This window comes from Pseudorhodoplanes sp. (assembly GCF_035565795.1).
GTDB lineage: Bacteria > Pseudomonadota > Alphaproteobacteria > Rhizobiales > Xanthobacteraceae > Pseudorhodoplanes.
Genome location: NZ_DATMRV010000070.1, coordinates 1 through 26,996, shown reverse-complemented (window position 1 = coordinate 26,996; position 26,996 = coordinate 1). Strand labels below are relative to the sequence as shown.

Genomic DNA, 26,996 nt, shown 5'->3' with positions numbered 1-26,996 from the left:
GCCGCGTGCGAGGATCATTACAAGCCTGTTGGTCCGAGCGATGCCGTGCCGAGCAATCCGGTCGCGATCGCGGTCGCGCTGGCCGACAAGATCGACACGCTGGTCGGTTTCTGGGCGATCGATGAAAAGCCCACCGGTTCGAAAGATCCTTATGCGCTGCGGCGTGCCGCGCTTGGCGTAATCCGCATCATCCTGACCAACAATCTGCGGCTCAACCTCGCCGAGTTGTTCGCGGTCGCGACCGAAGGCTACCTCGAGCAGGACAAGACCTTCATGAAGGAGTTCGTCGGCGAGGCCGCAAAGGGCAAGGACGACCTGTCCGGCCTGCGGATGAGCTACGACGCCATGACCGGATCGGATCTGCGCGATTTCTTCGCCGATCGCCTGAAGGTGCAATTGCGCGAACAGGGCGCGCGCCACGATCTCGCAGACGCCGTGCTTGCGGTCGAAGACCAGAACGATCTCGTGACCATCGTGCGCCGCGTGGAGGCGCTGGCGAAATTCCTCGAGACTGACGACGGCAAGAACCTGCTGGCGGGCTACAAGCGCGCCGCCAACATTCTCCGCATCGAGGAAAAGAAGGACGGCACCGCCTATACCGGCGACCCCGATCCTGCGCTCCTGAAAGAGCCGGAAGAAATGGCGCTGGCGCAGGCCATGGTGTCGATCGCGCCGGAAGCGAGCGAAGCCTATGCCCGCGAGGATTTCGCCGGCGCGATGGCAGCGATGGCCAAGCTTCGTCCTGCAGTCGATGCGTTCTTCGACAAGGTCACCGTGAACGCCGACGACAAGGCGCTTCGTGCGAACCGGCTGGTTCTGCTCAACCGGATCCGCGAAGCCACCCGAACGGTTGCCGACTTCTCGAAGATCGAGGGATAGGCGGCCCTACATGCCTTTCAAGATGACGCCGAGCGCGAGCACAATGTAGGCGAGGATAGCCAGCCAGAACGCATATTTGGTCACGACCGGAATGATGACCAATGCGCCAAGCAGGGCGACGATTGCGATCGCCAGCGATATCAGAAACGTGACGCGCGACGGTGCATTGAGAATCGGCATAAGGTGCTTCCCACTCAGGCCAGAATGAAGCGCCGAACGGACCTCGCGCGCCCGGACGAGTCAAGGCGCGCGGGGGCGTAACCCACCGTCTATTCAGGTTGGAACCGGTTTCGGCTTCAGCCCGGACCCCTCACGGAGACCCCTATGACGATCACCATCGGGCATCTGCAGCCAATCATTGCCCTGATTGCGGGCATCTTGATATTGATCATGCCGCGGCTCCTGAACTTCATTGTAGCGATCTATCTGATCGCGATTGGTCTCCTCGGCCTCGGGATTTTGAAATAGGCGCCGCTGGCCCCGGCGGGGCACGCGGCACCCCCCTTCGTCGCGGTTGAATTGGATGCGGAAACCGGTCAAGAACCGGCCCGGACGGGCCGGTTTTCAGGCTTTTCTCTTCTGGGACGTTGATGATGGCTAAATGGGTTTACGGCTTCGGCGGCGGAAAGGCCGAAGGCAAGGCGGATATGAAAAACCTCCTCGGCGGCAAGGGTGCGAACCTCGCCGAGATGGCCAATCTGGGCCTGCCGGTGCCGCCGGGCTTTACCATCACCACCGAGGTCTGCACCTATTTCTACGCCAACGGTGAGACCTATCCGAAGGAACTGGCCGCCGAGGTCGATGCCGCGCTCGCCGAGATCGGCCGCATCACCGGCAAGGGGTTCGGCGACAAGACGAACCCGCTGCTGGTTTCGGTGCGCTCCGGCGCCCGCGCCTCGATGCCCGGCATGATGGATACGGTGCTGAATCTCGGTCTGAACGATGAGACCGTGGAGGCGCTGGCGAAGAAATCCGGGGATCGCCGCTTCGCCTACGATTCCTATCGCCGCTTCATCACCATGTATTCGAATGTCGTGCTCGGTCTCGAGCATCATCTGTTCGAGGACATCCTGGCCGAGCACAAGGATGCCAACGGCTACAATCTCGATACCGAATTGACGGCCGAGGACTGGCAGAAGCTGGTCGGCCTCTACAAGCGGAGGGTCGAGGAGAAGACCGGAAAGCCGTTCCCGCAGGATCCGAAGGAGCAATTGTGGGGCGCCGTCGGCGCGGTGTTCGGCTCGTGGATGAATGCGCGCGCCAAGACCTACCGGCGCCTGCACAACATCCCGGAAAGCTGGGGCACCGCCGTCAACGTGCAGGCCATGGTGTTCGGAAACATGGGGGACGATTCCGCAACCGGCGTCGCCTTCACCCGCAATCCTTCGACCGGCGAAAAGACCCTGTACGGCGAATTCCTGATCAACGCGCAGGGCGAGGATGTCGTCGCTGGCATTCGCACGCCGCAGGAGATCACGGAAGCGGCCCGCAAGGAGGCCGGATCGGACAAGCCGTCGCTGGAAAGCGCGATGCCGGCTGCGTTCGCGGAACTGACGCGCATCTATGGCGCGCTCGAAAAGCATTACCGCGACATGCAGGATCTCGAATTCACCATCGAGCAGGGCAAGCTCTGGATGCTGCAGACGCGATCCGGCAAGCGCACCGCGAGAGCCGCGCTGAAGATCGCGGTCGAGCTCGCAAGCGAAGGCCTGATCACGCAGGACGAGGCGGTCGCACGCATCGACCCGGCTTCGCTCGATCAGCTGCTGCATCCGACCATCGATCCCAAGGCTGAACGCAAGATCGTGGCGACCGGACTGCCGGCTTCTCCCGGCGCTGCGTCAGGCGAGATCGTGTTCTCGTCGGAAGAGGCAGAAGAGCTTAAGGCCAAGGGCCGCAAGGTCATTCTGGTTCGCGTCGAGACCAGCCCCGAAGACATTCACGGCATGCACGCCGCCGAGGGCATTCTGACAACGCGCGGCGGCATGACCTCGCACGCTGCCGTGGTGGCGCGCGGCATGGGCAAGCCCTGCGTCTCCGGCGCCGGTTCGATCCGCATCGACTACAGCGCGCGGACCATGAGCGTCGCCGGTCAGACGCTGAAGCAGGGCGATATCCTTACCATCGACGGTTCGGCCGGCCAGGTTCTCCTCGGGCAGGTTCGCATGATCGAACCGGAACTGTCGGGCGAATTCGGAACGCTGATGTCGTGGGCGGACAAGGTGCGCACGCTAGGCGTTCGCGCCAATGCCGACACTCCGGCCGATGCGCGCACCGCGCTGAAATTCGGCGCCGAAGGGATCGGGCTCTGCCGCACCGAGCACATGTTCTTTGAGGCCGACCGCATTCTTGCGGTCCGCGAGATGATCCTCGCCGATTCCGAACAGGCACGGCGCGCCGCGCTCGCCAAGATCCTGCCGATGCAGCGCAGCGACTTCACCGAGCTGTTCGAAATCATGAAAGGGCTGCCGGTCACCATCCGCCTGCTCGATCCGCCGCTGCACGAATTCCTGCCGCATGGCGAGGCCGAGATTGCCGAGGTGGCGAAGTCGCTCGGTACCGAACCGCAGAAGATCAAGAACCGGGCCGCGGAACTGGCCGAGTTCAATCCGATGCTGGGCTTCCGCGGCTGCCGGATCGCCATCGCCTATCCGGAAATCGCGGAAATGCAGGCGCGCGCGATCTTCGAGGCGGCTGCAGACGCAGGAAAGAAGACCGGCAAGCCGGTCGTGCCGGAGGTGATGGTCCCGCTGATTGCGACGCGCGTCGAGTTCGACCTCGTCAAGGCGCGGATCGATGCGATGGCGGAGGCTGTGTCGAAAGAGAAGGGCGTGACGCTGGAGTATCAGGTCGGCACCATGATCGAGTTGCCGCGCGCCTCGCTGATGGCCGACAAGATCGCGGAAGGCGAGGGCGGCGCCGAGTTCTTCTCGTTCGGCACCAACGATCTGACGCAGACCTGCTTTGGTATCAGCCGTGACGATGCGGCCAGTTTCCTTGCGACCTATACGGCGCGCGGCATCCTTCCGATCGACCCGTTCGTATCGATCGACCGGGATGGCGTCGGCGAACTTGTCCGTATCGGCGTCGAGCGCGGCCGCAAGGTTCGGCCCAATCTGAAGGTCGGCATTTGCGGCGAGCATGGCGGCGACCCGGCGTCGGTCGCGTTCTGCCATGAGGTGAAGCTCGACTACGTGTCCTGTTCGCCGTTCCGTGCGCCAATCGCGCGTCTTGCGGCGGCTCAGGCCGCACTCGGCAAGGAAGTGGCGAGCCAGGCGTAATCGCTGATCCCTCCCTGACGGGAGGATCAGGGCTGCACGGCGTGCTCCGGCTGCTGCGATGCAGCCGGGGCTTCGGCCGACGCCTGGCGCCAGGCGCGAAGCTCCGACATCGCTGTTTTCGACAGGGGCTCGCGCTGTTTGCCAAGGCGCGGACGATAAACGTCCGACGGCTTCAATGGCGGGCGGTCGGCGGAGCGATCGAGACTGGCCATGTCACACTGCTACTTTTTTCAGGAACCTGTCGACTTCGTCGCGCATATTGGCGACCGCATCCTCGACCTGACCGCAGGTTCGCAGCACGGTCTCCGCGGTCCCGCGCGTGTCGGTGGCGGCACGTGCGACCTGATCCAGCACCACCACGATCTCCCGGGTGCCGTTGGCTGCGCTCGATACGTTGTGTGAGATTTCGCCGGTCACCGCATTTTGTTCCTCGACGGCGGCGGCGACTGCCGAGGTGAAGCGTTCGATGCCCTGCATGCGCTCGGTGATGCGTGCGATCGCCTGCACCGCGCTGCCGGTCGATCCCTGAACCGACAGGATCTGGTTTGAAATTTCTTCCGTCGCTTTCGCCGTCTGCACCGCAAGCGACTTCACTTCCGAGGCTACGACGGCAAAGCCGCGGCCGGATTCGCCGGCGCGCGCGGCCTCGATGGTGGCGTTGAGCGCGAGCAGATTGGTCTGGCCCGCAATGGTACGGATCAGTTCGACCACGTCGCCGATCTTCTGAGCGGCGTCCGCGAGGCCTTTGATGCCATCGTTGGTCGATTGCGCTTCATGGACGGCAAGCCGCACCGCATCGGTGGTCTGCACCAGTTGCCGGCTGATTTCGCCAATCGACGATGCCATTTCGTCCGCGGCGGTCGCCGCAGTGGCGACGTTAGTCGAGGCCTCGTTGGAGGCATGAACGGCGCTTTGGGCGCGCTGCGATGTCTGTCCCGAAGCTGCGAACAGCGAGCTTGCCGTGAGTTTCATGCTCGCGGCACTTTCGGCGACGGTGCGCAGCACCGCCTCGATGCTCTGCTTGAACGAGGTGATTTCGCTTTCGATCTTGGTGCGGCGATGATCCACGGCCGCCAGTGCGGCACGCTGCTTGTCTTGCGTGCGCTGCGCGGTCACGTCCAGATGGGTTGCGACCCAGCCCCCGTCCGGCATCGGTTGTTCGACGACCGCAATGATGCGTCCGTCCTGCATCTCGACGGTTTGGGCGCCGGCCTGGCGATTGCCGATCCGCGCCTTGATGGCGGCCGTGTAGGATTGCAGATCGCCGTGAAAATTGCCGATCTCTTTCCGGTGCTCCAGGATCTCGGACAGGGTCCTGCCCGGCCGCACGAATTCCGGCGACATTGCGTACATCTTGATGTAGCGGTCATTGCAGAGCGCCAGGCGGCCAGCCGCGCTCCACATGCAGACGCCCTGAGGGATATGGTCGAAGGCGCGCTTCAGCCGGGCATTCTGCCGTCTCAGCCGGAGCGCCACGCCGCCCAGCGCCGCGACGGAGCCGAGCAGGCTCGCGACCAGGGGAACACTCAAGGCAGGCGCGATCGGTTCCCACAACGCGTCAAGCATGTCCGTCCCCGTTCCCAAAGGCCCGAAAGACATACCGCGTGTGACTTTCCGCATGGTTAATTGAAACTTGTCCGCCCCCCACCACCGCGTGCTAGCTTCCCGGACAAGAAGATCGCTTCCCCGGGCAGGGAGGAGCGGTCCCAAAAAAGAAAAAGGATCGTGGGGGGACGATGGCCGAGGACCCGAAGGCGGTTTCCGTGCAGGACGCGATCGAGTCCGAGCGGCTGCGCAAGGCCGAGGAATTCATCGAGCAGGAAGAAGGCGCGACCAACCGGCTGTCAGGCTGGGCTGGAAGGACCGTCACCGCGATCGCGGTCGCGATGTCGCTGTTTCACCTGTACGCGGCCTACGAGATCGTCCCAACCCAGGAGTTGCGCTACACCCACGTGGCGTTCGCCCTGCTGCTGTGTTTCCTGCTGTTTCCGGCTGCAAGCCGGTTCCGCGACAAGATCCGCTGGTTCGACGTGATCGCCGGCCTGACCTGCGTCGGCATCCTCATCTATGCAATCGTCGGCGGCGAGGACTTCACTGACCGGGCGACCACGCCGAACCGGACCGACGTGATCCTCGGCGTCGTCTTCATCGCCCTGCTGATCGAAGCGACGCGGCGCACCATCGGTCCGATCGTCCCCATCATATCGCTTCTATTCATCGGCTATGCGCTTGCGGGTCCCTATCTCCCGCCGCCGTGGAATCACCGTGGCTATGGTTTCGACGCGCTTGTCGGGCACCTGTTCATCACGCTCGAGGGCATCTTCGGCGTACCGGTCGATGTCTCGGCAACCCTGATCGTGCTGTTCACGATTTTCGGCGCCTTTCTCCAGCAGTCCGGCGCCGGCAAGTTCTTCATCGATTTCTCGATGACCCTTATGGGCAAGAGCCCGAATGCAGCCGGCCGGACGGTGGTGCTGTCATCTTTCCTGCTCGGCGGTCCGTCGGGCTCGGGTGTCGCGACGACGGTGACGATCGGCGCCGTCGCCTATCCGATGATGAAGAGAGCGGGCTTCGAGAAAAATGCCGCCGGCGGACTGCTCGCTGCCGGTGGGCTCGGTGCGATCATCTCGCCGCCGGTGCTGGGCGCCGCCGCCTTCCTGATCGCCGAATTCCTGAAGATCAGCTACCTCGACGTCATCTGGATGGCGACGATTCCGACCATCCTCTACTATCTCTCACTGTTCTTCATGGTCGAGCTCGACGGCAAGCGCTACGGCGTGCGCGGCGATGCCTATGTGCCCGAGCATTCGCTCCGCGAACTGACCCGCCGCTACTGGTTTCATTTCATCTCGCTGGTCTCGATCGTGGTCTTCATGGTGTGGGGCTATTCGCCGACCACGTCGGTGCTCTACGCCACCGGGATGACGATGCTGGTGAGCTATCTGACCCGCGAGACCGCGCTGACGCCGAAAAAGCTGGTCCGTGCGCTCGCGGACGGATCGCTGCAATCGCTCACGGCGGCCACCACCTGCGCTACCGCCGGCATCATCGTCGGCGTCGTAACCCTGACCGGCCTCGGCCTGAAATTCTCGTCGATCGTGATCGACTATGCGGGCGGATCGCTGCTCCTCACTGCGATCTATACGGCGCTGATCGTGTGGATCATCGGCCTCGCGGTGCCGGTCACCGCTTCGTACATCATCTGCGCCGTGATCACGGCACCGGCCATGATCAAGCTCGGCGTGCCGGCTGTCGCCGCGCATATGTTCATCTTCTACTATTCGGTGCTGTCGGAGGTGTCGCCGCCGACGGCATTGTCGCCGTTCGCCGCTGCGGCGATTACCGGCGGCGATCCGTACAAGACGACGTTGCAGGCGTGGAAATACACGCTGCCGGCCTTCCTTGTGCCGTTCGTCTTCGTGCTGGACCCGCAGGGCCTCGGGCTGCTGCTCCAGCTGCCGAAGGGCGGCAGCTGGGTGGATGTCGTCCTCATCACCGTGAAAGCGGCGGTCGGGCTCGGCGCGCTGGCTTGCGCCGCACAAGGCTGGGCGCTGCGGCGCACCACACTGGCCGAGCGCGCGCTGCTTACCCTTGCCGGCCTGTTCCTGGTGTTTCCGAGCCTCCTGGAAGCACTGATCGAAGCCGCGATCGGGCGCGACATCAGCTACACCGCCGGAATTGGCGTCGTTCTGTTCGCCATAGTATTGTTGAAACAGCGGTTACAGCCGTTGCCTGAGGTTCAGGCGACCGGCCGATAAGACCGGCATCAAAACTGGGAGGAAGTCCGAATGTCCAAACGAATGGGTCTATCGCTTGCCGCGGTTGCCCTTGGCGCCGTGATCGGTGGTTCGGCGCTCGCGCAACAGAACATCGCGATTGCGACCGGCGGCACCGGCGGTGTCTATTATCCGATGGGCGGCGGCATGGCGAACGTGCTGTCGAAGCATCTGCCTGGAATTCAGGCCACCGCACGCGTCACCGGCGGTTCGGTCGACAATCTGAAGCTGGTCGGCACCGGTCAGAGCGAAGTGGCGTTCACGATGGTCGACGCCGCGCGCGACGCGCTCAAGGGCGAGGACAAGTTCAAGGGCAATCCGGTCGAACTGCGGACATTGATGGTCCTCTATCCGAACCGCATGCATGTCGTGACCGTCGAGGGCAAGGGCATCGAAAAGATGTCGGATCTGAAGGGCAAGCGCGTCTCGACCGGTTCTCCGGGCAGCGCCACCGAAGTGATGGCCTTCCGCGTGATCGAGGCCGCCGGTCTTGACCGCGATAAGGATCTGAAGCGCGAGCGGCTCGGCGTCGCCGAATCCACCAACGCACTGAAGGATGGCAAGATCGATGCCTATTTCTGGGTTGGCGGCCTGCCGACCGCGGCGGTGACCGATCTCGGCGCGACGCCCGGTGTGAAGCTCAAGCTGGTGGACCACTCGGATGTGGTCGAAAAGATGAATGCGAAATACGGCGGGATCTATAGCGAGGGCGTGATCCCGGCGAAGACCTATCCGGGGCAGGACAAGGACAACAAGATCTCCGTCGTCCAGAACATCCTGGTGGCCGACGCCAAGATGCCGGAAAAGCAGGTCTACGACATCGTCAAGACGCTGTTCGAGAAGCGCGATGAAATTGCGCTCGCCCATGGCGAGGCGAAGGCGATTGCGCTCGACACCCAGAACAGAAAGAACACCACGATTCCCTGGCATCCGGGCGCCGAGAAATACTTCAAGGAAGCCGGCGCGAAGATGTGACGATTGCCGCCGCGCGACTGTGCGGCGATCCGCTGCTTTGAGAAAAACATCGGGCCGCGGCATTTCGGTGCCGCGGCCCAATTCTTTGTCGCTCGCGTTGACATCTCCTTTACCAAGTTAGTGTCGCAGCGCGTATCAGCGCGCGGGATGGTAAGCCGACACTAAACGTCCGTGCTGGAACCTCGCACGGTTAACCCGATCGCAACGATACTCCGACAATTTTACGTGAGCGGCGAGTGAGGCCGCTGCGTTCGGTTCCGTTGAGTAAGCGTTGAGTAGCGTTGCGTTCGGTTGCGTTGCGTGAGCGTCAGTATGAAAGCGTCGCGTAAGAGGCCGAAGGGCGCCCTTCGTCGTCCCTTCGGCCTCGTACTTTGTGTGGTGACCGCGATGCCGAACTCCATCGGGCATCAGGACCTCGCCGCATTGATTGCGCGCCAGCCGGCGGTTTCCGAGCGTTGGCGCGCGCATGTGCGGACATCCACTTTCGGTACCATTCATGCCGCATCGCTGAGTTTCCCGCGCATCGTCGGCGCGGCAATCCCGGATCCGTATTTCACTCAGCTTGCTGCGGTCGATCCGCGAGCCCTTGAAGCCACTGGCTCGATCCCGCTGAATGTTCCGCTCGAACCAATGGTCGCGGCGCCGGTCTATGATTTTCCGGTGGTCGATCGCCGCCTCAAGGGCGACAAGCTGAATGTGAAGTCGGCTCCGCAGCCGGAGCCGTCGCGGCCTCCGGTGCCAGCGAGGACCAAGGACATGGCGAGCCGGCTGCCGGCAGCCGAACCGACCCCGATGGAGCGGGCGCCTCAGCAAGTGCCGGAAGCCGTTGTGTCGTCGCCCGCGCTGCCGAAGGGCGACCGTGCGACTCCGTCGCAGATCAACACCACAGATGCCGCAGCGCCGCAGGTCTATCGTCGCGCGGGTCTCGCGGCGGGACAGACCACGATTGCGAAGCGGGCGCTCGGATGGGGTCTGCGCAAGCCGGTCGCGGTCGCCTCGCAGGAAAAGCCGGCCGCAGAGACCGCGGTCCGTCGCGGAGCGCTTTCGGTCGGTCAGGACACGCTCGCAAAGCGCATTCTCGGCAAGGGGCCGCGCAAACCGCTACAGATCGCGTCTCCCGTTCAACCCGACCTGGACAAGCCGCTGCGCCGTGCCGGCCTTGTCGCGGGACAGGACACACTGGCGAAGCGGATGCTTGGCCTTGGCCCGCGCAAACCGGTGCTGGTTGCAGCCAGGCCCGCTGCGCCCGCGCCGGCGCCGGTCGCATCTGCCCAGGCAGGCGTCGTTCCGGCACCTGTGGCTGTCGCTTCCGCAAAGCCGTTCCTGCGTGGAGGGCTCGCGGCTGCGCATCTCAATCAGGTGAAGGCGGAGACGAAACGGCTTGCACTGGCCGAGCGCGTGCCGCTCGCGGAGACTGCCGACCTTGAGTCGCAACGCGCCGATCTGCGTGGTCCGATCGTTCCGACGCCCGCGATTGTCGCCGACGCGCTGGCCGCGCAATCGGCTCCGGAAGTCGTGGAGGCAGCGGCTCCGGCTGAAGCACCTGGACCGCAGACGAAGGTCGCGGAGGTCGTGCCCGAGCCGCAATCGCCCGCCGTGTCGGAGGACGTTGCGCCCGCGGTCGAGGCTCCCGCGCCGGTCGCCGTCGAGAAGAACATCGAGCGCTTCAACGCGGAGGCGGTCGACAAGCTCGCCAGCTACGCCAAGCCTTCGGTGCAGAACCGGGTGTTTTTCGGCACGCACGACCTCGGCATGGGGCGCAGCAGCTGGGAAGCGTGGGAGCCGGAGGAAGTCCCGACCGTGCTCGCGCCACCCCATGTCGACACCGAAATCAAGCGCGCCGCGCTCGATCCCCAGCCGGATGCGGACAGCGAGAAGGGCGGCGAGACGATTGCGCCGAAGGGCGAGGTCACTGGCGAGGGCAAGCGTCCGCGAACGCCGGCAGAGCGGCTCGGTCTTTCAGGGGCTTCACGCGCGAAGCACGCGAAGTGCCTCGCCAATGCGATCTATTTCGAAGCGCGCGGCGAAGTGGAGCGCGGCCAGATGGCGGTGGCGCAGGTCATCCTGAACCGCGCCTTCTCGGGTTATTATCCGGGCAATGTCTGCGACGTCGTCTATCAGAACGCACATCGCCATCTTGCCTGTCAGTTCACGTTCGCCTGCGACAACCATAAGGATGTGGTGCGGGACATCCCGCGATGGGAGATCGCAACGCGCATTGCCGACGAGGCGCTCGACGGAAAGTTCTGGCTGCCGGAAGTCGGCAAGGCCACGCACTACCATGCGACCTACGTGAATCCGTGGTGGGTTCGCACGATGACCAGGCACACCAAGCTCGGCGTTCACATCTTCTACCGTCCGAAGCGTTGGGGCGACGGCGAAGAGATTCCGGTTTGGGGAGATCGCCTGGAGGCGACCGGCTCGATCAGGCGTGAAGCGTCTCCGGCAACGCCCGAGAAGAAAAACGACAAGCGCGCGGAGACGCAGGCGGCCACGCCGGTGCGGCGCTCGATCTTCGATCCGGTCGAGCCGCTCGATCTGCCCGGCGGGTAAGACTGATCGCGCCCCGGACGCGGTGGCGCGAAGTGGAGCGCCCGGAGCACGGGGAGGGGGTGCTAAACCTCGATATCCAGCGCGATGTCGAGATTGGGCGCCGAATGCGTGATCGCGCCGGACGAGACGTAGTCGACGCCGGTTGCCGCGATCTCCGCCGCGTTGTCGTGGGTGATGCCGCCCGATGCTTCGATCACCATCCGTCCGCCGACCAGTGCCACCGCCTCCTTCAGCATCGGGATGCTGAAATTGTCGACCAGCAGCACGTCGGCGAGACCGGTATCCAGAACCTCACGCAATTGATCGAGCGTATCGACCTCGATCTCGATCTTCACGAGATGGCCGACAACGGACTTCGCGCGCTCGAGCGCGGCGCGGATGCCGCCGGCAACGGCGATGTGGTTGTCCTTGATCAGGACGGCATCGTCGAGGCCGAAGCGATGGTTGAACCCGCCGCCGCAGCGCACGGCATATTTCTGAAGCGCCCGCAGGCCAGGCGTGGTCTTGCGCGTGCAGACGAGGCGGGTGTTGGTACCCTTCAGCTTGTCGACAAGCGCGGCGGTCGCGGTGGCGACGCCTGAGAGATGCCCGGCGAAGTTCAGCGCCGTGCGCTCGGCAGCGAGCACGGCGCGCGCGTTGCCGGTGATTGTCATCAGCGCGGTCTTCTTCGATACGGCATCGCCGTCGCGGGCATGCGGCACGATCTGCGCATCGGGCGCCAGCCGGCGCATCACGGTTTCCACCAGTGGCAGGCCGGCAATGCGACCCGGCGTACGCGCGACCACGATCGCGCGCGCCTGCGCGTCCTCGGGAACGGTCGCGACGGAGGTGACGTCGCCCGCGCGGCCGAGATCCTCGGCAAGCGCGCGCGTCACCGCGTCGTCGATCTCGAGCGGCGAGATGAACGCGTCGGGGCAATACAGCGACGACGCGGAAGGCACGATGTCGAGGCGGCGCAGCGGATTGAGCATGGCTCCCACCCTCAGTTCTTCAGGTTGATCATACGCTCGACCGAGCGGCGGGCCTTTTCCGCGATGACCGGATCGATCACCACTTCCTCTTTCATGTAGACGAGGCTTTCGAGAATCTTCGGCAGCGTGATCCTCTTCATGTGCGGGCAAAGATTGCACGGCCGCACGAATTCCACATCCGGCAGTTCAGCCTGCACGTTGTCAGCCATCGAGCATTCGGTGACCATGACCACACGCTTCGGCCGCTTGTTGCGAACCCAGTCGATCATGTGCGCGGTCGAGCCGGTGAAGTCGGCTTCCGCGATCACGTCCGGCGGGCATTCCGGATGCGCGATGATCTGCAGATTGGGATCGCTGTCGCGATACATGCGCAGCTCGTCACCAGTGAAGCGCTCGTGAACTTCGCAGGCGCCGGTCCAGGCGATGATCTTCACCTTGGTCTGCGACGCAACGTATTTCGCGAGATATTGATCCGGCAGGAAGATGACCTTGTCGGTGCCGAGGCTTTCGACCACCTGCAGCGCGTTCGAAGACGTGCAGCAAATGTCGCTCTCCGCCTTCACGTCGGCGGACGTGTTGACGTAGACGACGACCGGCACGCCCGGGAAGCGTTCGCGCAGCAGCCGCACATCGGCCGCGGTGATCGCCTGCGCCAGCGAGCAGCCGGCGCGCATGTCGGGGATCAGCACGGTCTTTTCCGGGTTCAGGACCTTGGAGGTCTCGGCCATGAAATGCACGCCGCCCTGTACGATGACGTCGGCTTTCACCTTCGTCGCCTCACGGGCGAGCTGCAGCGAGTCACCTACGAAATCGGCAACGCAATTGTAGATCTCCGGCGTCTGGTAATTGTGCGCCAGGATCACGGCATTACGCTCGCGCTTGAGGTCGTTGATCGCCTTCACGTACGGCGCGAAGACCGGCCATTCGACGGCGGGGACCACGGTCTTGATGCGCTCGTACAGATGCGCGGTTTCGCGCGCGACCTGTTCGTTCCATTCCAGCTTGGGCATCGGAAGGATGCCAAACTTGCGCGCGGCCGCGTCCGACGCGACAGGCAGCGGCGCCGGAATCGGCGGCAGTCCGTTCGCGGGACCCTGCAGTTCGAGGAGCGGCATCCTGGCCTCCCTGGCGAATATGCTCAACTTGAGCATATCTGGGTACAAAAACTGCCGGCGCAAGGTCGCCGGTCTTGTTCATCGGGTTCGGACGGTTATTCTCAATCCGAGCAAAAGCACTATACCACCAACCTCCCGAGCGCGCCAGTGCGAAATCGCCGGGGAGCCCTGCGTTAGTGACGCGGGCAGGCGCACGCGAAGCCGGGAGTGGACTCGCGTGCTCCGTACGTCGAGGCCGCGGTGTCAGCGCTTCCGGCGAGAAACCTGCGCGCCACCGCGCATCTGAACCTGGCAGGCGGGCGTGAGCTTGCGGATATTCCTGGAGAGGCAGTTCTCGATCGCATGCACGAACGGGATGAATTCGCTGCAGAACTTGAACGCATCGCCCTCGCACGCCTCGCGCTGGGCGACGGTGCCCTGAGCTGCGGCCGGACTGATCGCCCCTGAGACCAATGAAGCACAGGAGACGAGCACCGCGGCAAAGGCAGTGCGCCGGAGCGAGAACTGGGTGTGTGGCATGGTCTGAGCGTCCCCCATAAGCGAATCTCCCGATTGTACACGAGACCGCCGCGGACACTGCAGCGAAGCAAGGCGAACGAAAGCGAGCCATGTGTGAAACGGATGGGGTCCATCACCAAGTTTCGTTAGGGCCCGCGCTGGCCGATCTCTATGTTCCCGTGCATTGCGGCGTCGCTTTCCGGGTCAGCGAAAGATGTCAGACAACACGGCAGGCGCCTCCGGCGCTTCATCGATGGGGTGGCGGACGCCGCTGATCGTCATCCTGGCGGGCTGCGCGATTTCGCTGATTACCTTCGGCCCGCGATCTGCGACCGGATTGTTCATGCAGCCGGTCAGCGAGGCCAATGGCTGGGGCCGCGACGTATTCGCGCTCGCATTCGCCGTGCAGAACCTGCTCTGGGGACTGGGCCAGCCGATCGCCGGCGCCGTCGCCGACAGGTTCGGCACGCTGCGCGTCCTGTGTGGCGGCGCCTTGCTCTATGCGGCCGGCCTCGTGCTCATGGTCTATTCGACCACGCCGCTGACATTCAACATCACCGTCGGCGTTATGATCGGCTTCGGCCTGTCGGGCTGTTCGTTCAATCTCGTGGTCGCCGCGCTCGGCAAACTGGTTCCCGAAGATATGCGTTCCCTCGCCTTCGGCGCGGGTACGGCAGCCGGCTCGTTCGGCCAGTTCCTGTTCGCTCCTCTGGGCGCGGGCTTGATCGCGGGCTACGGCTGGCCATTCGCGTTGTTCGTCTTCGCGGCCGCTGTCCTTCTGGTCCTGCCGTTCTCCCTCGCGCTTGCGACGGCGCCCGCAAGCACGACACCGGTGCAGGGCGCGGACGCGCCGCAATCCTTGAAGCACGCGTTGTCGGAAGCTTTCGCGCATCGCTCCTATGTGCTGCTCGTGCTCGGCTTCTTCACCTGCGGCTTCCAGCTCGCGTTCATCACCGCGCACCTTCCGGCCTATCTGGTCGATCGCGGTCTTTCGGTGCAGGTCGGCGGCTGGGTGATCGCGACCATCGGCCTGTTCAATATCGTGGGATCACTGACGGCCGGATGGGCGGGCAACCGGATGCCGAAGCGCTACATCCTCGCATTCCTGTATTTCATGCGGGCGGCGTCGATCGCCATCTTCATCTCGGTGCCGCTCTCGACCACGACAGCGCTCCTGTTCGCGGTGTCGACAGGACTGACCTGGCTCTCGACAGTGCCGCCGACATCCGGACTTGTTGCGCTGATGTTCGGGACGCGCTGGCTGGCGATGCTGTTCGGCTTTGCCTTTTTCAGCCATCAGGTCGGGGGGTTCCTCGGCGTCTGGCTCGGCGGTCTCGCCTTCGAGATGACCGGCTCGTACAATCTGGTCTGGATTCTTTCCATCGCCTTCGGCGTCGCATCGGCGATCATCAATCTCCCGATCGTGGAGGAGCCGGTGAAGCGTCAGTCTGCGTCGGCAATGTCGGCATCTGGAGCGTCATCATGAATGCCAGCCTGCAGCGCGCGGCCTGGCAATCGATCCCGCTGATCATCATCTGCGGTTGCCTGATCGCGATGTTCGGCTTCGGGCCGCGTTCCACGCTCGGCTTCTTCCTGACGCCGATGTCCACCGCCAATGGGTGGGGTCGCGACGTGTTCGCGCTCGCGATCGCGATCCAGATGCTGCTCTGGGGCGCCGCGCAGCCATTCGTCGGCGCGATCGCCGACCGGTTCGGACCCGTGCTCGTTTTGTGTGTCGGCGCGTTGCTCTATGCCATTGGCTTCGGCTGGATGGTGTTCGCAAAGTCGCCGACCGAATTGTATCTGTCGTCCGGTGTGCTGGTGGGTTTCGGGCTCGCGGGCGCATCGTTCACGGTGGTGATCGGCGCCTTCGGCAAGCTGCTTCCGGTCGAGTGGCGGACGTTTTCCTTTGGCGTCGGCACAGCGGCGGGATCGTTCGGGCAGTTCCTGTTCTCGCCGCTTGCGGTCGCGCTGAACTCTGTCGTCGCGTGGCAGACCACACTCCTGATTTTCGCAGGCGTGATCCTTCTCATTCTGCCGCTGTCGCTCGCGCTCGCGGTTCCCCGCGTCACGGAGACGCCTGCGCAGCGCGCCGCGCAGCAATCCGTCGGTGCGGCCTTGCGCGAAGCGCTGACCCATCCGAGCTTCGTGCTTCTGGTGATCGGCTATTTCAGCTGCGGCTTCCAGGTCTTCTTTGTCACTGTGCATCTGCCGTCGTATCTCGTGGATCGCGGCTTGTCGGCGGACCTCGGCGCCTTCGTGATTGCCATCGTCGGCCTGTTCAACATCATCGGTTCGATCAGCGCCGGCTATCTCTCGAACATCGTGCCGAAGCGCTACATCCTCGCGGTGATCTATCTCGTGCGCGCGATAGCCGTTGCGGTCTTCATCGCGATACCGGCCACAACGACGACTTCGATCGTGTTCGGCGCCGTGATGGGCCTTTTGTGGCTGTCCACGATCCCGCCGACCAATGCGCTGGTGGCTGTGATGTTCGGTACGCGCTGGCTGACCATGCTCGCCGGCTTTGCGTTCTTCAGCCATCAGGTCGGCGGGTTCGTCGGCGTGTGGCTGGGTGGCGTGCTGTTCGAGCGGACCGGCTCCTACGATGCGATGTGGTGGCTGTTCATAGTGCTCGGCATCCTTTCAGCGTTGATCAACCTGCCGATCAAGGAACAGCCCGTTGTGCGGCCGGCAGAGGCCGTGGCCTGATATTCATCGCCGGGCTTGACCCGGCGATCCTTCCTACAAAAGATCGCGGGCGCGAAGGATACGGGCGCGATCCGTAATCCCGATCGCGAAGCCGGGAGACAGACGTGCCAACATTCAAAGCCATCGTCATTGACAAGGCCGAAGGCGGCCAGAGCGTCGCGCTGAAGGACTTCGACGAGAAGGACCTGATGGAGGGCGACGTTACCGTTCGCGTCGAGGCCTCCACCATCAACTACAAGGACGGTCTCGCCATCACCGGCAAGGCGCCGGTGGTGCGGCGTTTCCCGATGATCGCCGGCGTCGATTTCGCGGGCATTGTGGAGAACTCCTCGCATCCGGACTGGAAGCCGGGCGACAAGGTGATCTGCAACGGCTGGGGCCTCGGTGAGACCCATCTCGGCGCCTATGCGCACAAGGCGCGCGTGAAGGGCGACTGGCTGGTTCGTCTTCCGGCGACGATGACGGCCCGTGACGCAATGGCGATCGGGACCGCAGGCTACACGGCCATGCTGAGCGTGATGGCGCTGGAGAAGGCGGGCGTCAAACCGGGGGGAAGCCCGGTGATCGTGACGGGCGCTGCCGGCGGCGTCGGCTCGGTCGCGGTCGCGCTTCTGTCGAAGCTTGGCTTCGAGGTCGCGGCCTCGACCGGACGGCCGCAGGAAGCCGACTATCTGAAGGGGCTGGGCGCGTCCGACATCATCGACCGCAAGGAGCTCTCAGGACCCGCCAAGCCGCTCGCCAGGGAGCGCTTCGCCGGAGGTATCGATTCGGTCGGCTCGACCACGCTCGCCAACGTGCTGTCGATGACGCGATACGGCGGCGCTGTGGCGGCCTGCGGGCTCGCGGGCGGTATGGATCTGCCGACCAGCGTGGCGCCCTTCATTTTGCGTGGGGTGTCGCTTTTGGGCATCGATTCCGTGATGTGCCCGCGGGCAAGGCGCAACGAGGCGTGGAAGCGGCTGGAAACCGATCTGGACCGCCAGAAACTGGCCGCAATGACCACTGAAATTCCACTGGAGGCGGTCATCGATACGGCGCCATCGATCATTGGCGGCGGGGTGCGGGGCCGCATCGTGGTCAACATCGCGTAAACCCATTCAGGATTTGGACACGAAGTTCGGGCACATTTACCGTCCGTTATGGTAAGAGACAGGTTAAAAGGACCGTGTCTCGGATTTTGGGGGTCGACATGTTGCGTGTTGGAGCGTTGATCGCCGCAGCGGGTTTCATAGCTGTGCCTGCGCAGGCACAGCAGATGAGTGCACACGAAGCGCGCGCTTTTGTCGTCGGCAAGATGTTCACCTACCAGTGTTTCGAGGGGACGCGCGGCGCCGGCCGGATCATGGACAATGGCGCGGTCGCGGGTACCGTCCAGTTCCGCGGCAATGGCGCCACCCGCTACGCGATGCTGCCGCAGAACACGATCCGCGTCGTGGGCGACCGCGTCTGTGCCACGGTCAAAGGCGTTCCGTTCGAGCCCTGTTTCAATCTGATCAAGACCTCGCACAACAGTTTCCGCGGATCGGTCTCGGGAATGGGCTTCGCATATTGCGATTTCGTGCGCCGCGACCGGCCGGTGATCGCGTCGGCGGAGCGCCCGCGCGGCCGTCCGATCGCATCGTCGTCAGCGCCGATGGAATTGCAGGCGAGTTCCTCGACCACGGCGACCGTGCCGGTCGAAAGCAAGGAACTGCCGCCGGCCGCGGCTGACGAGAAGCCGGAGCTGCGCTCGACGAAGGATTGATCGTCGCGGAGGCGCCGGTCGTTTCGACCAGCCACCGCCGGATGAATTCGAAGAGGAACGCGTTGCGCGTTCCTCTTTTTATTTTGCCGGAAAGATCACGCAGGTGGTCGTGGCGTGCGCGTAGAGCTTGCCGCTGGCATCCTTGATATCGCCTTCCGAGGTCGCAACCGTGCGGCCGCGATGGATCACCCGGCCTTCGGCGCGTACAGGTCCAGTGTCCTTCGTGAGCGGACGCACGAGGTTCACCTTGATTTCGAGCGTGGTGTAGGTCTCGCCCTTCGCGAGCGTCGTATGGATCGCGCAGGCGAGTGCGGAATCGAGCAGCGTCATCGCGAAGCCGCCATGAACGGATCCGATCGGGTTGTAGTGCCGGAATTGCGGCTCGCCGCTGAACACGGCGCGTCCATGATCCACTTCGTTCAACGTGAAGCCGAGCGTCTGCGCGATCGGCGGGGCGGGGAACTGGCCTGAGATCAGTCCTCGCAGAAATGTCAGCCCGTCATACTGCTGCAGCGTTTCGAGCGGCACCACGCCATAGGCGATGTCATTCATCGGTTTGTCCGGGACTGGTCATGCGGATGGGGGCGCGACCGCGAAGTCGTTGCGCGGACGGGCTTTGCGACGGGGACCGCGAAGCCGTGGCGAGTCCGAGAACCTCTCGTCCAGCCCGCGCAGGGCGGCCTCCAGGGTGTTCAGACGCCCGAGCATCAGTCCGGTCACGATCAGCAACGCGATCAGCGTGAAAAACGCGAGAACATCCATGGGAGGAGATCCACCGGAGGGCAGGCGAGCTTATCGGACGCGAGTTCCCCGCGGAATGGACCCCAGCGTTCATCCCCCGTAAAACAGCCGGTCGAAATCAGCGTCTGACGCCGAGTCTCAGCCCCGGAGCGTGACGCTCCTGCATCACCTCGCGGCGAAAACGAAATAGCGCCGCGGGCCGGCCGCCGGTCGCAGTGGCGACCTCGCCGGTCGGCTCGACCAGTTCGGTGCCCTCAACGAGCCTGCGGAAATTCTGCTTGTGCAGATGACGGCCGGAAATCGCTTCCACCGTGCGCTGCAATTCGGTGAGCGTGAATTCCGCCGGCATCAGCTCGAATACCACGGGCCGGTATTTCAGCTTGCCGCGCAGCCGCGCGATGGCGGTCGCGAGAATGCGGCGGTGATCGAGCCGCATGGACTCCCCGAGACGGCCATGCACCTGCGCGACGCGGCCGTCGCGGCACGCCTCCTCGATGAGACCGGCTTCGTACAGAAGTTCGTACCGCTCCAGTACCTTCTCTTCGTCCCAGACTCGTCCGTCACTCGATGACGTATTGCCGCCGCCGAAGCAGAGCCGCAGCCGCTCGTTGCGTCCCGGTGCGCCGTGCGCCCATTTGGCCAGCGGCGGAAGTATGGCGTCGTCGATGATCGGCGGGCGGCCATTGCGCCAATCCTCCCAGGGGAAGAAACGATACCAGGGCTGGAAGCTCGCGCCGGTTTTCCGCAGGCCCTGCACATTCTCCGGTTCGCGCGTCAGCGCGAGATAACCGACCGAGACCACGTGCGGATCGGTATCGCCGGCGCGCGCATGACGGCCGCGATCGCCGAAGGTGTAGAGCTGCTCGACATAGCCGATGTCGAGCGCGGTCTGGGCCGTCACCCATTCGCGCAAGCCGATCTCGAAGGTGCGGTGCGACAGCGGATCGAACGCGCCGGACGGCAGGCCGGCCGGTTCGTCCTTCTGGCCGGTTTCTCCGGCGACAAGGACGCGGGGCTCTTCGTCGGTAACCGCGACGATGGCAGTGGTCAGGCCGATTTCGATCGGGGTAAGGCGGCTCACGTCCCGCTCACTCGAGATCGAGCCGGAACGGGTGCCCTTCATACGCGGCGATGCCCGGTCCCATGGCGCGGATCGCGTTTGTCATGCGCCCGCCACGGCCGAGAATATCGTCGGCGAGCGAGACGAGACGGATATTCGGTTGCGCTGTCGGCGAGAAGGCGCGGATCGTGCGCGCGATGCTCTCTTCGTTGCGCCGTGGATTGAGCGCACAGGCCGCGATGAAAGCGCCAGCGGTCGACCGGCTGATGCCGGCATAGCAATGCACCACGATCGGGGTCGTGCGATCCCAGCGCGTGACGAATTCGATCAGTTTCTCGACGTGCGCCTCGGTCGGATGGACATAACCATCCATGACGGAGACGATGTCATCCATGTCGAGCAGGAGATGGTTCGTTTCCGGAATGGACGGTGGACGCCGCACCATCGCGACGTCCTTCATCAGCGTCACGACATGCTTCGCGCCGGTCTCGGCGACGGTTGGATGCAGGCGTGCGAGGGAGCAGACGTGAATCATCACAGAAAATCCAATTCGGCACAGGATATAACCACGCTATCCGGATGGAAAAGTGTCAGCCCAGCAGCTTAGCGAAGCGCTCCAGATAGCGGGTTTCAGCGGTTTCGGCGGGCCAGGGCGTCAGGTAATCGCGCTCCAGCGCGGGTGATAGCTTCGGTGGTGCGCCGAAAAACCTGCGGGCCTCGCTCTCGGAAAAACCGGCGAGCCGTGTGGCCTCGAGGTGAGCGGCGGCGCGGTCGGCCCGCTTGATGGTCTTTTCCTGCGCGGCGGGAAGCTGCGGCGGCAGGCCGAAGCGCAGATGGATCGCCGAGAGAAGGCGCCGTTCCACCGCCTTGTAGGAGTCCCCGATTACGGCCTTGAACGGCGTGATCATGTCGCCGACCACATATTCGGGTGCGTCGTGTAGCATGATCGCGAGCCGCAGCCGGTCGTCGAGCGGGCCCTGCTGGCGCGCGATGGTGTCGACGAGCAACGTATGTTGCGCGACGGAGAAGATATGCGCGCCGATAGTCTGGCCGTTCCAGCGCGGCACCCGCGCGATGCCATGCGCGATGTCCTCGATCTCGATATCGAGCGGTAAGGGGTCGAGCAGGTCGAGCCGGCGGCCCGACAGCATGCGCTGCCACGCGCGCGGCTTGGCGGACGTGGGCTTGGCGGCCTTCGGCGCGGTGCTCATTTCTTCTTGCGCCCGAGCTTCGCGCAGGCGTCATGCCGATGGCACGTCACCAGATGATCGTTGACCATGCCGACCGCCTGCATGAAGGCGTAAACGATCGTCGGCCCGACGAACTTGAAGCCGCGGCCGGCGAGATCCTTCGAGATCCCACGCGACAGCGGCGTTTCCGCCGGAACTGACTTGATCGTCTTGAACTCATTGACCTTCGGCCTTCCGTCCAGATGGCCCCAGAGCAGGTTCGAGAACCCGTCGCCCTTTTCCATGATGTCGAGATAGGCGCGCGCGGACTTCACGCTGCCCTCGACCTTCAGCCGGTTGCGCACGATGCCTGCGTCCTGCATCAGGGCTTCGATCTTGCGCGGTGTGTAGCGCGCGATCTTCTCCGGATCGAAGTCGTCGAAGGCTTTGCGGAAATTGTCGCGCTTGCGCAGGATCGTGATCCACGAAAGCCCGGCCTGGAAACCGTCGAGGATCAGTTTCTCGAACAGCGCGCGGTCGTCATATTCCGGTACGCCCCATTCCTCGTCGTGATAGCTGACATAGAGCGGGTCGTCCTTCGGCCACGGGCAGCGGATCAGTCCGTCTGCATGCTTGATCGCTTTCATCTAGGCTTTCGTGTCCTTGAAGAAATCGGTGACAGCGCCGTCGCGGATGCGCATCGGAATGCCGCCGGCGACGAGCGGCGTCCCGGCGGCCAACGCGTCCGCCACGCGATCGACGCGGAGCATCGCAAGTCCGAGTGTTCCGGCCGACGACCCCATGGTGCCGACATTCTTGTCGCCGGCCATCACCGGACTGCCGTCTTGCGCTGCATGGGTATCGAACGCGACCGGCACGATGCGATTGCGCGCGGTGCCGCGATGCTCCACGCGCGAAACCACTTCCTGCCCGATGAAGCAGCCCTTCCTGAAATCGACACCGCCGAGCTTGTCGAGATCGGCATCGTGCGGAAACACGTCGCCATAGATGAAGTCGATGCCACCGCGTGGCACGCCGAGTGCGATGCGGTGCGCCTCATACTCGGACGCGTCGACAAGCGTCGCGCCGAGATCGGCCGCAGCCTCCTGCGCCACCTCCGCCGGAATGAGCACGCGCTGTCCGAGCGCCGGCAGACGCGGATCGCGATAGTCGAGGCCGTATTCGGTCGCGGCATTCTGCAGGTTTTCCTGGCCGTCCCAGACGGCGAGGATGGCGAGCGCGTCGATCTGCTCGATCGTCACCTTGGCGCGCAATCTGTAGAAGGTCAGCTTCTGGGCGAGATCGGGAACCAGCGCCTTCGGCGCGTCGATGAAGAAGCCGCCGCCATCGTCGGCCGGCGCTTCCACGACGAAGAAATCCGCGATGATCTTGCCCTGTGGCGTCAAAAGCGCCGCATAGCGGGCATGCCCCGGCGTCAGGGTCTCGATATTGGCGGTGACGAGATTGTGCAGGAAATGACGGGCGGGTTCGCCCGAGACCCGCAGGACGCCACGATCGGTGAGAAGGGCCGCTTTCATTCTTTGAATCGATTCCCGGTGCTCAATCGGCCGTTTCGCTCTTGCCAGAATTCGGGCCGGAACGTAAGGCGCTGCTGGCTTTTCCTCCCTCACGAAGCGGGAGGAGACGGTGCGACGCTCGATATAGGCAGCCGACGGGACCCTGACGATGGCACAAACCTACGACACGATTTTCCGCGGCGGCATCGTGGTCAACCAGGACGGTGAGGGGGTGCGCGATATCGGCGTGCGCCAGGGGCGGATTGCCGAAATCGGCGACCTGTCGAAAGCCTCGGCCGGCGACACCGTCGATTGCCGCGGACTGCATGTCCTGCCGGGCGTGATCGACACCCAGGTGCATTTCCGCGAGCCGGGCGGCACGCACAAGGAGGATCTGGAATCGGGTTCGCGCAGCGCGGTGATGGGGGGCGTCACGGCGGTGTTCGAGATGCCGAATACCGATCCGCTGACGATCACGCCGGAGGCGCTGGCCGACAAGGTGAAGCGCGGGCACCATCGCATGCATTGCGATTACGCGTTCTTCATCGGCGGGACTTACGACAATTACAAAGACCTGCCGGAATGGGAGCGGTTGCCCGGCTGCTGCGGCGTCAAGGTATTCATGGGCTCATCGACCGGCTCCCTGCTGGTCGATAACGAAGAGGGCCTGCGCAATATTCTGAAGGTGATCCGCCGCAGGGCATCGTTCCATGCCGAGGACGAGCCGCGGCTGAACGAGCGCAAATCGTTGCGCGTGGAAGGCGACGCGTCATCGCATCCGGTTTGGCGTGACGCTCAGGCGGCGCTGATGGCGACCGAGCGCCTCGTGCGCGTCGCGCGCGAGACCGGCGCGCGCGTGCATGTGCTGCACATCTCGACTGCGGACGAGATGGCGTTCCTGAAGGATCACAAGGACGTCGCTTCCGTCGAAGTGACGCCGCATCACCTGACGCTGGAAGCGCCGGATTGCTATGCGCGTCTCGGCACCCGCGCGCAGATGAATCCGCCGGTGCGCGACGCGTCGCACAAGGCCGGCATCTGGTATGGCCTGGAGCAGGGCGTGGTCGATGTGCTCGGCTCCGATCACGCGCCGCATACGCTCGAAGAGAAATCGAAGTCTTATCCCGCGACGCCTTCCGGCATGACCGGGGTACAGACGCTCGTTCCGCTGATGCTCGATCACGTCAATGCCGGCCGGTTGTCGTTGCTGCGCTTTGTCGATCTGACGAGCGCTGGACCCGCGCGGTTGTTTGGCATGGCCTGCAAGGGGCGGATCGCGGTCGGCTACGACGCCGATCTCACCGTGGTCGACCTGAAGCGGCGCGAGACGATCACCAACAAGTGGGTGGCCTCGAAGGCAGGATGGACGCCGTATGACGGCCTCGTCGTCACCGGCTGGCCGGTCGGCACGGTCGTTCGCGGCAAGCGCGTGATGTGGGAGGGCCAACTCGTGACCCCGTCGCAGGGCGAGCGTGTGCGCTTCCTCGAGACGCTGTCGGCCTGACGCTCTCACGCGCGTCTCGCCATCATAGCGGCGACGAAGACGGGCCTATGGCGGCTCGCCCGGAAAAGCAGTCGAAAGATTATTGCCGCGACAGGTCGGCCGAGAATTCGCCGTTGCGGATCCGGGCGGGGAGACCTTCCGCAAACGCGGACGCCGCTTCCTCGCCATAGGTTGAGACGAACTCGATCAGCGCTGCGAACAGGCAGGCCTGCGCCATGCAGTCGCCATCGACGCCGTCGAGGCGTGCCTCCGCCCAGGCCTCGTGAACATAGCTGAGCGCGACCTGCTTTTGCTCATGGTCTGCGATCGGCTCGCGTGCCGAGAACGTACGCGTCACTGTTGTCATTGGAACCGAATATCCCGTGCGCCGTCGGCGCCCACCCCAAGGAGCCCACAGGTTAACACGCGTGTCCGCGGTGCAAACCGCCGTCTTTAGGAAAGGTTAACGCCGGAGGTAAGATGCAAAGGCCAGCCGGAATACGGCCCTAATTCGTGTAGCGGGCTGTGATTTCGCGCGAGATCTTGGCGCCCTCGTCGAGATAGCGGCGGACCGCGAGATCGGCGGCCGGCGTGCAGGTCCGGTAGGTCTGCTGGAAGCCGTTATACCCCCGATTGAAGCTCGCCATCAGCTTGGACCGGCGTTCCGGCGCCTGCGCCTCGGCATCGAGCAGCGCGCGCATTTCGTTCCGCCACTTCGGACCCTCATTCGCGCCGCACAGGCCGCGCAGGTAGTGCAGGGCGCCCAGGATCTCGGACAGCCGCTCCAACTCGGTCTCGAACAGCGCACCGCTGTCGACGGCGCGCACAGGCGCGGCCAGCGACAGGCTCAAGGCGGTGGTCAGGATCAGGCGGCGGATCATGGCGCGGCTGATATGCGCCCGCGCTGCGGCAAGGGCAAGGCGGTATCGCCAGTCCGGCCGTCATCCCGGGACGGCGCGAAGCGCCGGACCCGAATCCATCCACAACTGGGGTGTTTGCCGCTGGATTCCGGGTTCGCCGACTGTATCGGCGCGCCCGGCATGGCAGGTTCTCAAAGCTTCGCCATCGCGTCGGCGATGATCTCCCGAAGTCCCTCGGTTGTCTTCAGGCCGTCCAGTTCCTCCGGGAGTCGCCAGGCGGCCTCCGCGATCTCGGTCAGGTCGGGCACAGGTTCGCCCGAGAGCCAGCGTGCGGCAAAGCACGCGATCACGAAATGCCGCGATGTCTTTCCGGCATCGTCGCGCATGATCATCTCGCGATAGCCCGCCAGCGCGACCGGCTCGATCGAGACCTGGGTCTCCTCGCGCACCTCGCGGATCACGGCGTCGGTGAGCTTTTCGCCCGCCTCCACCACGCCGCCCGGCAGGGTGTAGATGCCGCGCCCGAACGTGCCGCCGCGCCGGACGATCAAAACCCTGCCGTCGCGGATCACCGCGGCGCTTGCGGCCAGAAACGGCCGGGTCGGGTAGGCGCGTTCATCCACCATCTGCATCCATCATTTGTCCCCAGCCGCGACGCCGGGCGGCTCCCCCCCGGCGTCGGCAGCCACTATGTTGCATCCATGTGCGGACGCTATGCCATCACCACTGCGCCGGAAGCGATGCGGCAGCTCTTCAAGTACAAGGAGATGCCGGATTTCCCGCCGCGCTACAATGTTGCACCGAGCCAGCCTATCCCGGTCATGCGACTGTGGGACGGCGAGCGCCAGTTCGCGCTGATGCGCTGGGGCCTGATTCCGGGCTTCGTGAAAGACCCGAAAACGATTTCGCTGTTGTTCAACGCGCGCGGCGAAACGGTCAATGAGCGTCCTGCATTCAAGAACGCAATGAAGCGCCGCCGCTGCCTCATTCCGGCAAACGGCTTCTACGAATGGAAGCGCGACGGTACGTCGAACCGTCCGTATTTCATCCAGAGAAAGGACGGCGGTCCGCTCGCATTTGCGGGACTCTGGGAAACCTGGATCGGACCGAATGGCGAGGAACTCGACACCGCGGCGATCGTGACGACCGACGCCAGTCCGCTGATCCGATCGATCCATCACCGCATGCCTGTGATCCTTCCGCCGGAGGCGTGGGACATGTGGCTCGATTCAGCGCGCGTCGACGAGAAGATGGCGACGGCGCTGATTGCGTCTGCGCAGGATGACGCGCTTGAAGTCTATGAAGTGTCGCCTGCAGTCAATCGCGCGATCCATGACGGACCGGAACTGACTGCGCGCTACAAGGCGCCGCCCGCGTCGGAGGCGCCGGCACCCGAGAAACCTGCTCGCAAGCCAAAGAAGGACGACCGTCAGCCGTCGCTGTTCTGACGCGGGGACCGTCGGTTGGCTCGACTGAGCACAGGTCAGCGAAGACGCCTCTTCGCTACGATCCGCTCCGGCCTTGCGGCGGTGCGTTGGTTCGTCCGCCGGCGATACCACGCAGTTTCCTGAGCGCCCGGAACGCCAGCCACAGCAACAGCAACACGATTCCGACCGCGATCAGCGGAGCGACAAGCGCCAGCAGCGGCAGAACGAAAGCGCC

General features: G+C 64.2%; 28 protein-coding genes. 12 read left to right on the top strand and 16 right to left on the bottom strand.

Going from position 1 to position 26,996, the window contains the following annotated elements:
• The coding region (locus VNZ93_RS07495; RefSeq protein WP_325702344.1) for a glycine--tRNA ligase subunit beta at positions 1-879 on the top strand (879 nt) is incomplete at its 5' end.
• 6 nt (positions 880-885) lie between these two features.
• Here the strand turns inward: VNZ93_RS07495 and VNZ93_RS07490 are convergent.
• Complete coding sequence (locus VNZ93_RS07490; protein ID WP_325702341.1) at positions 886-1,059, bottom strand: hypothetical protein; 174 nt, start codon at positions 1,057-1,059, stop codon at positions 886-888.
• Positions 1,060-1,203: 144 nt separating this feature from the next.
• Between VNZ93_RS07490 and VNZ93_RS07485 the strand changes: the two genes are divergently transcribed.
• Complete coding sequence (locus VNZ93_RS07485) at positions 1,204-1,347, top strand: DUF3096 domain-containing protein (protein WP_325702338.1); 144 nt, start codon at positions 1,204-1,206, stop codon at positions 1,345-1,347.
• A gap of 125 nt (positions 1,348-1,472) precedes the next feature.
• Positions 1,473-4,160, top strand: coding sequence for a pyruvate, phosphate dikinase (gene ppdK / locus VNZ93_RS07480; RefSeq protein WP_325702335.1), 2,688 nt, complete (start codon positions 1,473-1,475; stop codon positions 4,158-4,160).
• A gap of 26 nt (positions 4,161-4,186) precedes the next feature.
• Here the strand turns inward: ppdK and VNZ93_RS07475 are convergent, their stop codons facing one another.
• Positions 4,187-4,372 carry a hypothetical protein gene (locus VNZ93_RS07475; protein ID WP_325702332.1) on the bottom strand — a complete coding sequence of 62 codons (186 nt, stop codon included), beginning with the start codon at positions 4,370-4,372 and terminating at the stop codon, positions 4,187-4,189.
• A 1-nt stretch (position 4,373) separates the two neighbouring features.
• Positions 4,374-5,726, bottom strand: coding sequence for a PAS-domain containing protein (locus tag VNZ93_RS07470; RefSeq protein ID WP_325702329.1), 1,353 nt, complete (start codon positions 5,724-5,726; stop codon positions 4,374-4,376).
• A 170-nt stretch (positions 5,727-5,896) separates the two neighbouring features.
• On the opposite strand from VNZ93_RS07470, the gene VNZ93_RS07465 reads away from it, so the two are divergent.
• The 3 genes from VNZ93_RS07465 (at position 5,897) to VNZ93_RS07455 (ending at position 11,464) form a co-directional block, all read left to right on the top strand.
• Entirely contained in the window at positions 5,897-7,918 is a 2,022-nt protein-coding gene (locus tag VNZ93_RS07465; protein WP_325702326.1) for a TRAP transporter fused permease subunit, read from the top strand.
• Positions 7,919-7,948: 30 nt separating this feature from the next.
• Positions 7,949-8,911: a TAXI family TRAP transporter solute-binding subunit gene (locus tag VNZ93_RS07460; protein ID WP_325702323.1), complete on the top strand. Its 963-nt coding sequence runs from the start codon at positions 7,949-7,951 to the stop codon at positions 8,909-8,911.
• Positions 8,912-9,223: 312 nt separating this feature from the next.
• A complete protein-coding gene (locus VNZ93_RS07455; RefSeq protein ID WP_325702320.1) occupies positions 9,224-11,464 on the top strand; it encodes a cell wall hydrolase in 2,241 nt (746 codons plus the stop codon).
• Between the two features lie 62 nt (positions 11,465-11,526).
• Here the strand turns inward: VNZ93_RS07455 and nadC are convergent, their stop codons facing one another.
• The 3 genes from nadC to VNZ93_RS07440 all read right to left on the bottom strand — a co-directional run bounded on the left by nadC (position 11,527) and on the right by VNZ93_RS07440 (position 14,087).
• Positions 11,527-12,435, bottom strand: coding sequence for a carboxylating nicotinate-nucleotide diphosphorylase (nadC, locus tag VNZ93_RS07450; protein WP_325702317.1), 909 nt, complete (start codon positions 12,433-12,435; stop codon positions 11,527-11,529).
• Positions 12,436-12,446: 11 nt separating this feature from the next.
• Positions 12,447-13,550, bottom strand: coding sequence for a quinolinate synthase NadA (gene nadA, locus VNZ93_RS07445; RefSeq protein WP_325702314.1), 1,104 nt, complete (start codon positions 13,548-13,550; stop codon positions 12,447-12,449).
• Between the two features lie 243 nt (positions 13,551-13,793).
• Positions 13,794-14,087, bottom strand: coding sequence for a hypothetical protein (locus VNZ93_RS07440; protein WP_325702311.1), 294 nt, complete (start codon positions 14,085-14,087; stop codon positions 13,794-13,796).
• 175 nt (positions 14,088-14,262) lie between these two features.
• Here VNZ93_RS07440 and VNZ93_RS07435 point away from each other — a divergent pair, with 175 nt between their 5' ends.
• From VNZ93_RS07435 to VNZ93_RS07420, 4 genes are all read left to right on the top strand, one after another.
• Entirely contained in the window at positions 14,263-15,534 is a 1,272-nt protein-coding gene (locus tag VNZ93_RS07435; protein WP_325702308.1) for an MFS transporter, read from the top strand.
• Positions 15,531-16,760: an MFS transporter gene (locus VNZ93_RS07430; protein WP_325702305.1), complete on the top strand. Its 1,230-nt coding sequence runs from the start codon at positions 15,531-15,533 to the stop codon at positions 16,758-16,760. Before VNZ93_RS07435 ends, VNZ93_RS07430 begins: the two co-directional genes overlap by 4 nt.
• Positions 16,761-16,864: 104 nt before the next feature.
• Positions 16,865-17,851 carry an MDR family oxidoreductase gene (locus tag VNZ93_RS07425; protein ID WP_325702302.1) on the top strand — a complete coding sequence of 329 codons (987 nt, stop codon included), beginning with the start codon at positions 16,865-16,867 and terminating at the stop codon, positions 17,849-17,851.
• A 164-nt stretch (positions 17,852-18,015) separates the two neighbouring features.
• Positions 18,016-18,504: a hypothetical protein gene (locus tag VNZ93_RS07420; protein ID WP_325702299.1), complete on the top strand. Its 489-nt coding sequence runs from the start codon at positions 18,016-18,018 to the stop codon at positions 18,502-18,504.
• Positions 18,505-18,582: 78 nt separating this feature from the next.
• On the opposite strand, the gene VNZ93_RS07415 is transcribed toward VNZ93_RS07420, so the two are convergent.
• The 7 genes from VNZ93_RS07415 to VNZ93_RS07385 form a co-directional block, all read right to left on the bottom strand.
• A complete protein-coding gene (locus tag VNZ93_RS07415) occupies positions 18,583-19,056 on the bottom strand; it encodes a PaaI family thioesterase (protein ID WP_325702296.1) in 474 nt (157 codons plus the stop codon).
• Between the two features lie 18 nt (positions 19,057-19,074).
• Positions 19,075-19,266 carry a hypothetical protein gene (locus VNZ93_RS07410; protein ID WP_325702293.1) on the bottom strand — a complete coding sequence of 64 codons (192 nt, stop codon included), beginning with the start codon at positions 19,264-19,266 and terminating at the stop codon, positions 19,075-19,077.
• Positions 19,267-19,363: 97 nt separating this feature from the next.
• Complete coding sequence (locus VNZ93_RS07405; protein ID WP_414710007.1) at positions 19,364-20,368, bottom strand: NUDIX hydrolase; 1,005 nt, start codon at positions 20,366-20,368, stop codon at positions 19,364-19,366.
• Entirely contained in the window at positions 20,334-20,840 is a 507-nt protein-coding gene (locus VNZ93_RS07400; protein WP_325702288.1) for a tyrosine phosphatase family protein, read from the bottom strand. Before VNZ93_RS07400 ends, VNZ93_RS07405 begins: the two co-directional genes overlap by 35 nt.
• 55 nt (positions 20,841-20,895) lie before the next feature.
• Positions 20,896-21,516, bottom strand: a complete 621-nt coding sequence (locus VNZ93_RS07395) for an HD family hydrolase (protein ID WP_325702285.1) — start codon at positions 21,514-21,516, stop codon at positions 20,896-20,898.
• Entirely contained in the window at positions 21,513-22,121 is a 609-nt protein-coding gene (locus VNZ93_RS07390) for a DNA-3-methyladenine glycosylase I (protein ID WP_325702282.1), read from the bottom strand. Before VNZ93_RS07390 ends, VNZ93_RS07395 begins: the two co-directional genes overlap by 4 nt.
• Positions 22,122-23,012, bottom strand: coding sequence for a folate-binding protein (locus tag VNZ93_RS07385; protein WP_325702279.1), 891 nt, complete (start codon positions 23,010-23,012; stop codon positions 22,122-22,124).
• 148 nt (positions 23,013-23,160) lie between these two features.
• Between VNZ93_RS07385 and VNZ93_RS07380 the strand changes: the two genes are divergently transcribed.
• Positions 23,161-24,495: a dihydroorotase gene (locus tag VNZ93_RS07380; protein WP_325702276.1), complete on the top strand. Its 1,335-nt coding sequence runs from the start codon at positions 23,161-23,163 to the stop codon at positions 24,493-24,495.
• Positions 24,496-24,574: 79 nt separating this feature from the next.
• Here VNZ93_RS07380 and VNZ93_RS07375 read toward each other — a convergent pair whose 3' ends face one another.
• The 3 genes from VNZ93_RS07375 to VNZ93_RS07365 all read right to left on the bottom strand — a co-directional run bounded on the left by VNZ93_RS07375 (position 24,575) and on the right by VNZ93_RS07365 (position 25,966).
• Complete coding sequence (locus VNZ93_RS07375) at positions 24,575-24,841, bottom strand: hypothetical protein (RefSeq protein ID WP_325702273.1); 267 nt, start codon at positions 24,839-24,841, stop codon at positions 24,575-24,577.
• A 139-nt stretch (positions 24,842-24,980) separates the two neighbouring features.
• Positions 24,981-25,355, bottom strand: coding sequence for a TIGR02301 family protein (locus tag VNZ93_RS07370; RefSeq protein ID WP_325702270.1), 375 nt, complete (start codon positions 25,353-25,355; stop codon positions 24,981-24,983).
• Positions 25,356-25,525: 170 nt separating this feature from the next.
• Positions 25,526-25,966, bottom strand: a complete 441-nt coding sequence (locus tag VNZ93_RS07365; protein WP_325702268.1) for an NUDIX hydrolase — start codon at positions 25,964-25,966, stop codon at positions 25,526-25,528.
• Between the two features lie 69 nt (positions 25,967-26,035).
• Between VNZ93_RS07365 and VNZ93_RS07360 the strand changes: the two genes are divergently transcribed.
• Positions 26,036-26,782, top strand: a complete 747-nt coding sequence (locus VNZ93_RS07360) for an SOS response-associated peptidase (RefSeq protein ID WP_325702266.1) — start codon at positions 26,036-26,038, stop codon at positions 26,780-26,782.
• The last annotated feature ends 214 nt before the right edge of the window (positions 26,783-26,996 follow it).

Coding starts and splice junctions, on each gene's coding strand:
- VNZ93_RS07490 (WP_325702341.1), bottom strand. CDS start 1,059: ATGCCGATTCTCAATGCACCGTCGCGCGTCACGTTTCTGATATCGCTG.
- VNZ93_RS07485 (WP_325702338.1), top strand. CDS start 1,204: ATGACGATCACCATCGGGCATCTGCAGCCAATCATTGCCCTGATTGCG.
- ppdK (WP_325702335.1), top strand. CDS start 1,473: ATGGCTAAATGGGTTTACGGCTTCGGCGGCGGAAAGGCCGAAGGCAAG.
- VNZ93_RS07475 (WP_325702332.1), bottom strand. CDS start 4,372: ATGGCCAGTCTCGATCGCTCCGCCGACCGCCCGCCATTGAAGCCGTCG.
- VNZ93_RS07470 (WP_325702329.1), bottom strand. CDS start 5,726: ATGCTTGACGCGTTGTGGGAACCGATCGCGCCTGCCTTGAGTGTTCCC.
- VNZ93_RS07465 (WP_325702326.1), top strand. CDS start 5,897: ATGGCCGAGGACCCGAAGGCGGTTTCCGTGCAGGACGCGATCGAGTCC.
- VNZ93_RS07460 (WP_325702323.1), top strand. CDS start 7,949: ATGTCCAAACGAATGGGTCTATCGCTTGCCGCGGTTGCCCTTGGCGCC.
- VNZ93_RS07455 (WP_325702320.1), top strand. CDS start 9,224: ATGAAAGCGTCGCGTAAGAGGCCGAAGGGCGCCCTTCGTCGTCCCTTC.
- nadC (WP_325702317.1), bottom strand. CDS start 12,435: ATGCTCAATCCGCTGCGCCGCCTCGACATCGTGCCTTCCGCGTCGTCG.
- nadA (WP_325702314.1), bottom strand. CDS start 13,550: ATGCCGCTCCTCGAACTGCAGGGTCCCGCGAACGGACTGCCGCCGATT.
- VNZ93_RS07440 (WP_325702311.1), bottom strand. CDS start 14,087: ATGGGGGACGCTCAGACCATGCCACACACCCAGTTCTCGCTCCGGCGC.
- VNZ93_RS07435 (WP_325702308.1), top strand. CDS start 14,263: ATGTCAGACAACACGGCAGGCGCCTCCGGCGCTTCATCGATGGGGTGG.
- VNZ93_RS07430 (WP_325702305.1), top strand. CDS start 15,531: ATGAATGCCAGCCTGCAGCGCGCGGCCTGGCAATCGATCCCGCTGATC.
- VNZ93_RS07420 (WP_325702299.1), top strand. CDS start 18,016: ATGAGTGCACACGAAGCGCGCGCTTTTGTCGTCGGCAAGATGTTCACC.
- VNZ93_RS07415 (WP_325702296.1), bottom strand. CDS start 19,056: ATGAATGACATCGCCTATGGCGTGGTGCCGCTCGAAACGCTGCAGCAG.
- VNZ93_RS07410 (WP_325702293.1), bottom strand. CDS start 19,266: ATGGATGTTCTCGCGTTTTTCACGCTGATCGCGTTGCTGATCGTGACC.
- VNZ93_RS07405 (WP_414710007.1), bottom strand. CDS start 20,368: ATGAAGGGCACCCGTTCCGGCTCGATCTCGAGTGAGCGGGACGTGAGC.
- VNZ93_RS07400 (WP_325702288.1), bottom strand. CDS start 20,840: ATGATTCACGTCTGCTCCCTCGCACGCCTGCATCCAACCGTCGCCGAG.
- VNZ93_RS07395 (WP_325702285.1), bottom strand. CDS start 21,516: ATGAGCACCGCGCCGAAGGCCGCCAAGCCCACGTCCGCCAAGCCGCGC.
- VNZ93_RS07390 (WP_325702282.1), bottom strand. CDS start 22,121: ATGAAAGCGATCAAGCATGCAGACGGACTGATCCGCTGCCCGTGGCCG.
- VNZ93_RS07385 (WP_325702279.1), bottom strand. CDS start 23,012: ATGAAAGCGGCCCTTCTCACCGATCGTGGCGTCCTGCGGGTCTCGGGC.
- VNZ93_RS07380 (WP_325702276.1), top strand. CDS start 23,161: ATGGCACAAACCTACGACACGATTTTCCGCGGCGGCATCGTGGTCAAC.
- VNZ93_RS07375 (WP_325702273.1), bottom strand. CDS start 24,841: ATGACAACAGTGACGCGTACGTTCTCGGCACGCGAGCCGATCGCAGAC.
- VNZ93_RS07370 (WP_325702270.1), bottom strand. CDS start 25,355: ATGATCCGCCGCCTGATCCTGACCACCGCCTTGAGCCTGTCGCTGGCC.
- VNZ93_RS07365 (WP_325702268.1), bottom strand. CDS start 25,966: ATGCAGATGGTGGATGAACGCGCCTACCCGACCCGGCCGTTTCTGGCC.
- VNZ93_RS07360 (WP_325702266.1), top strand. CDS start 26,036: ATGTGCGGACGCTATGCCATCACCACTGCGCCGGAAGCGATGCGGCAG.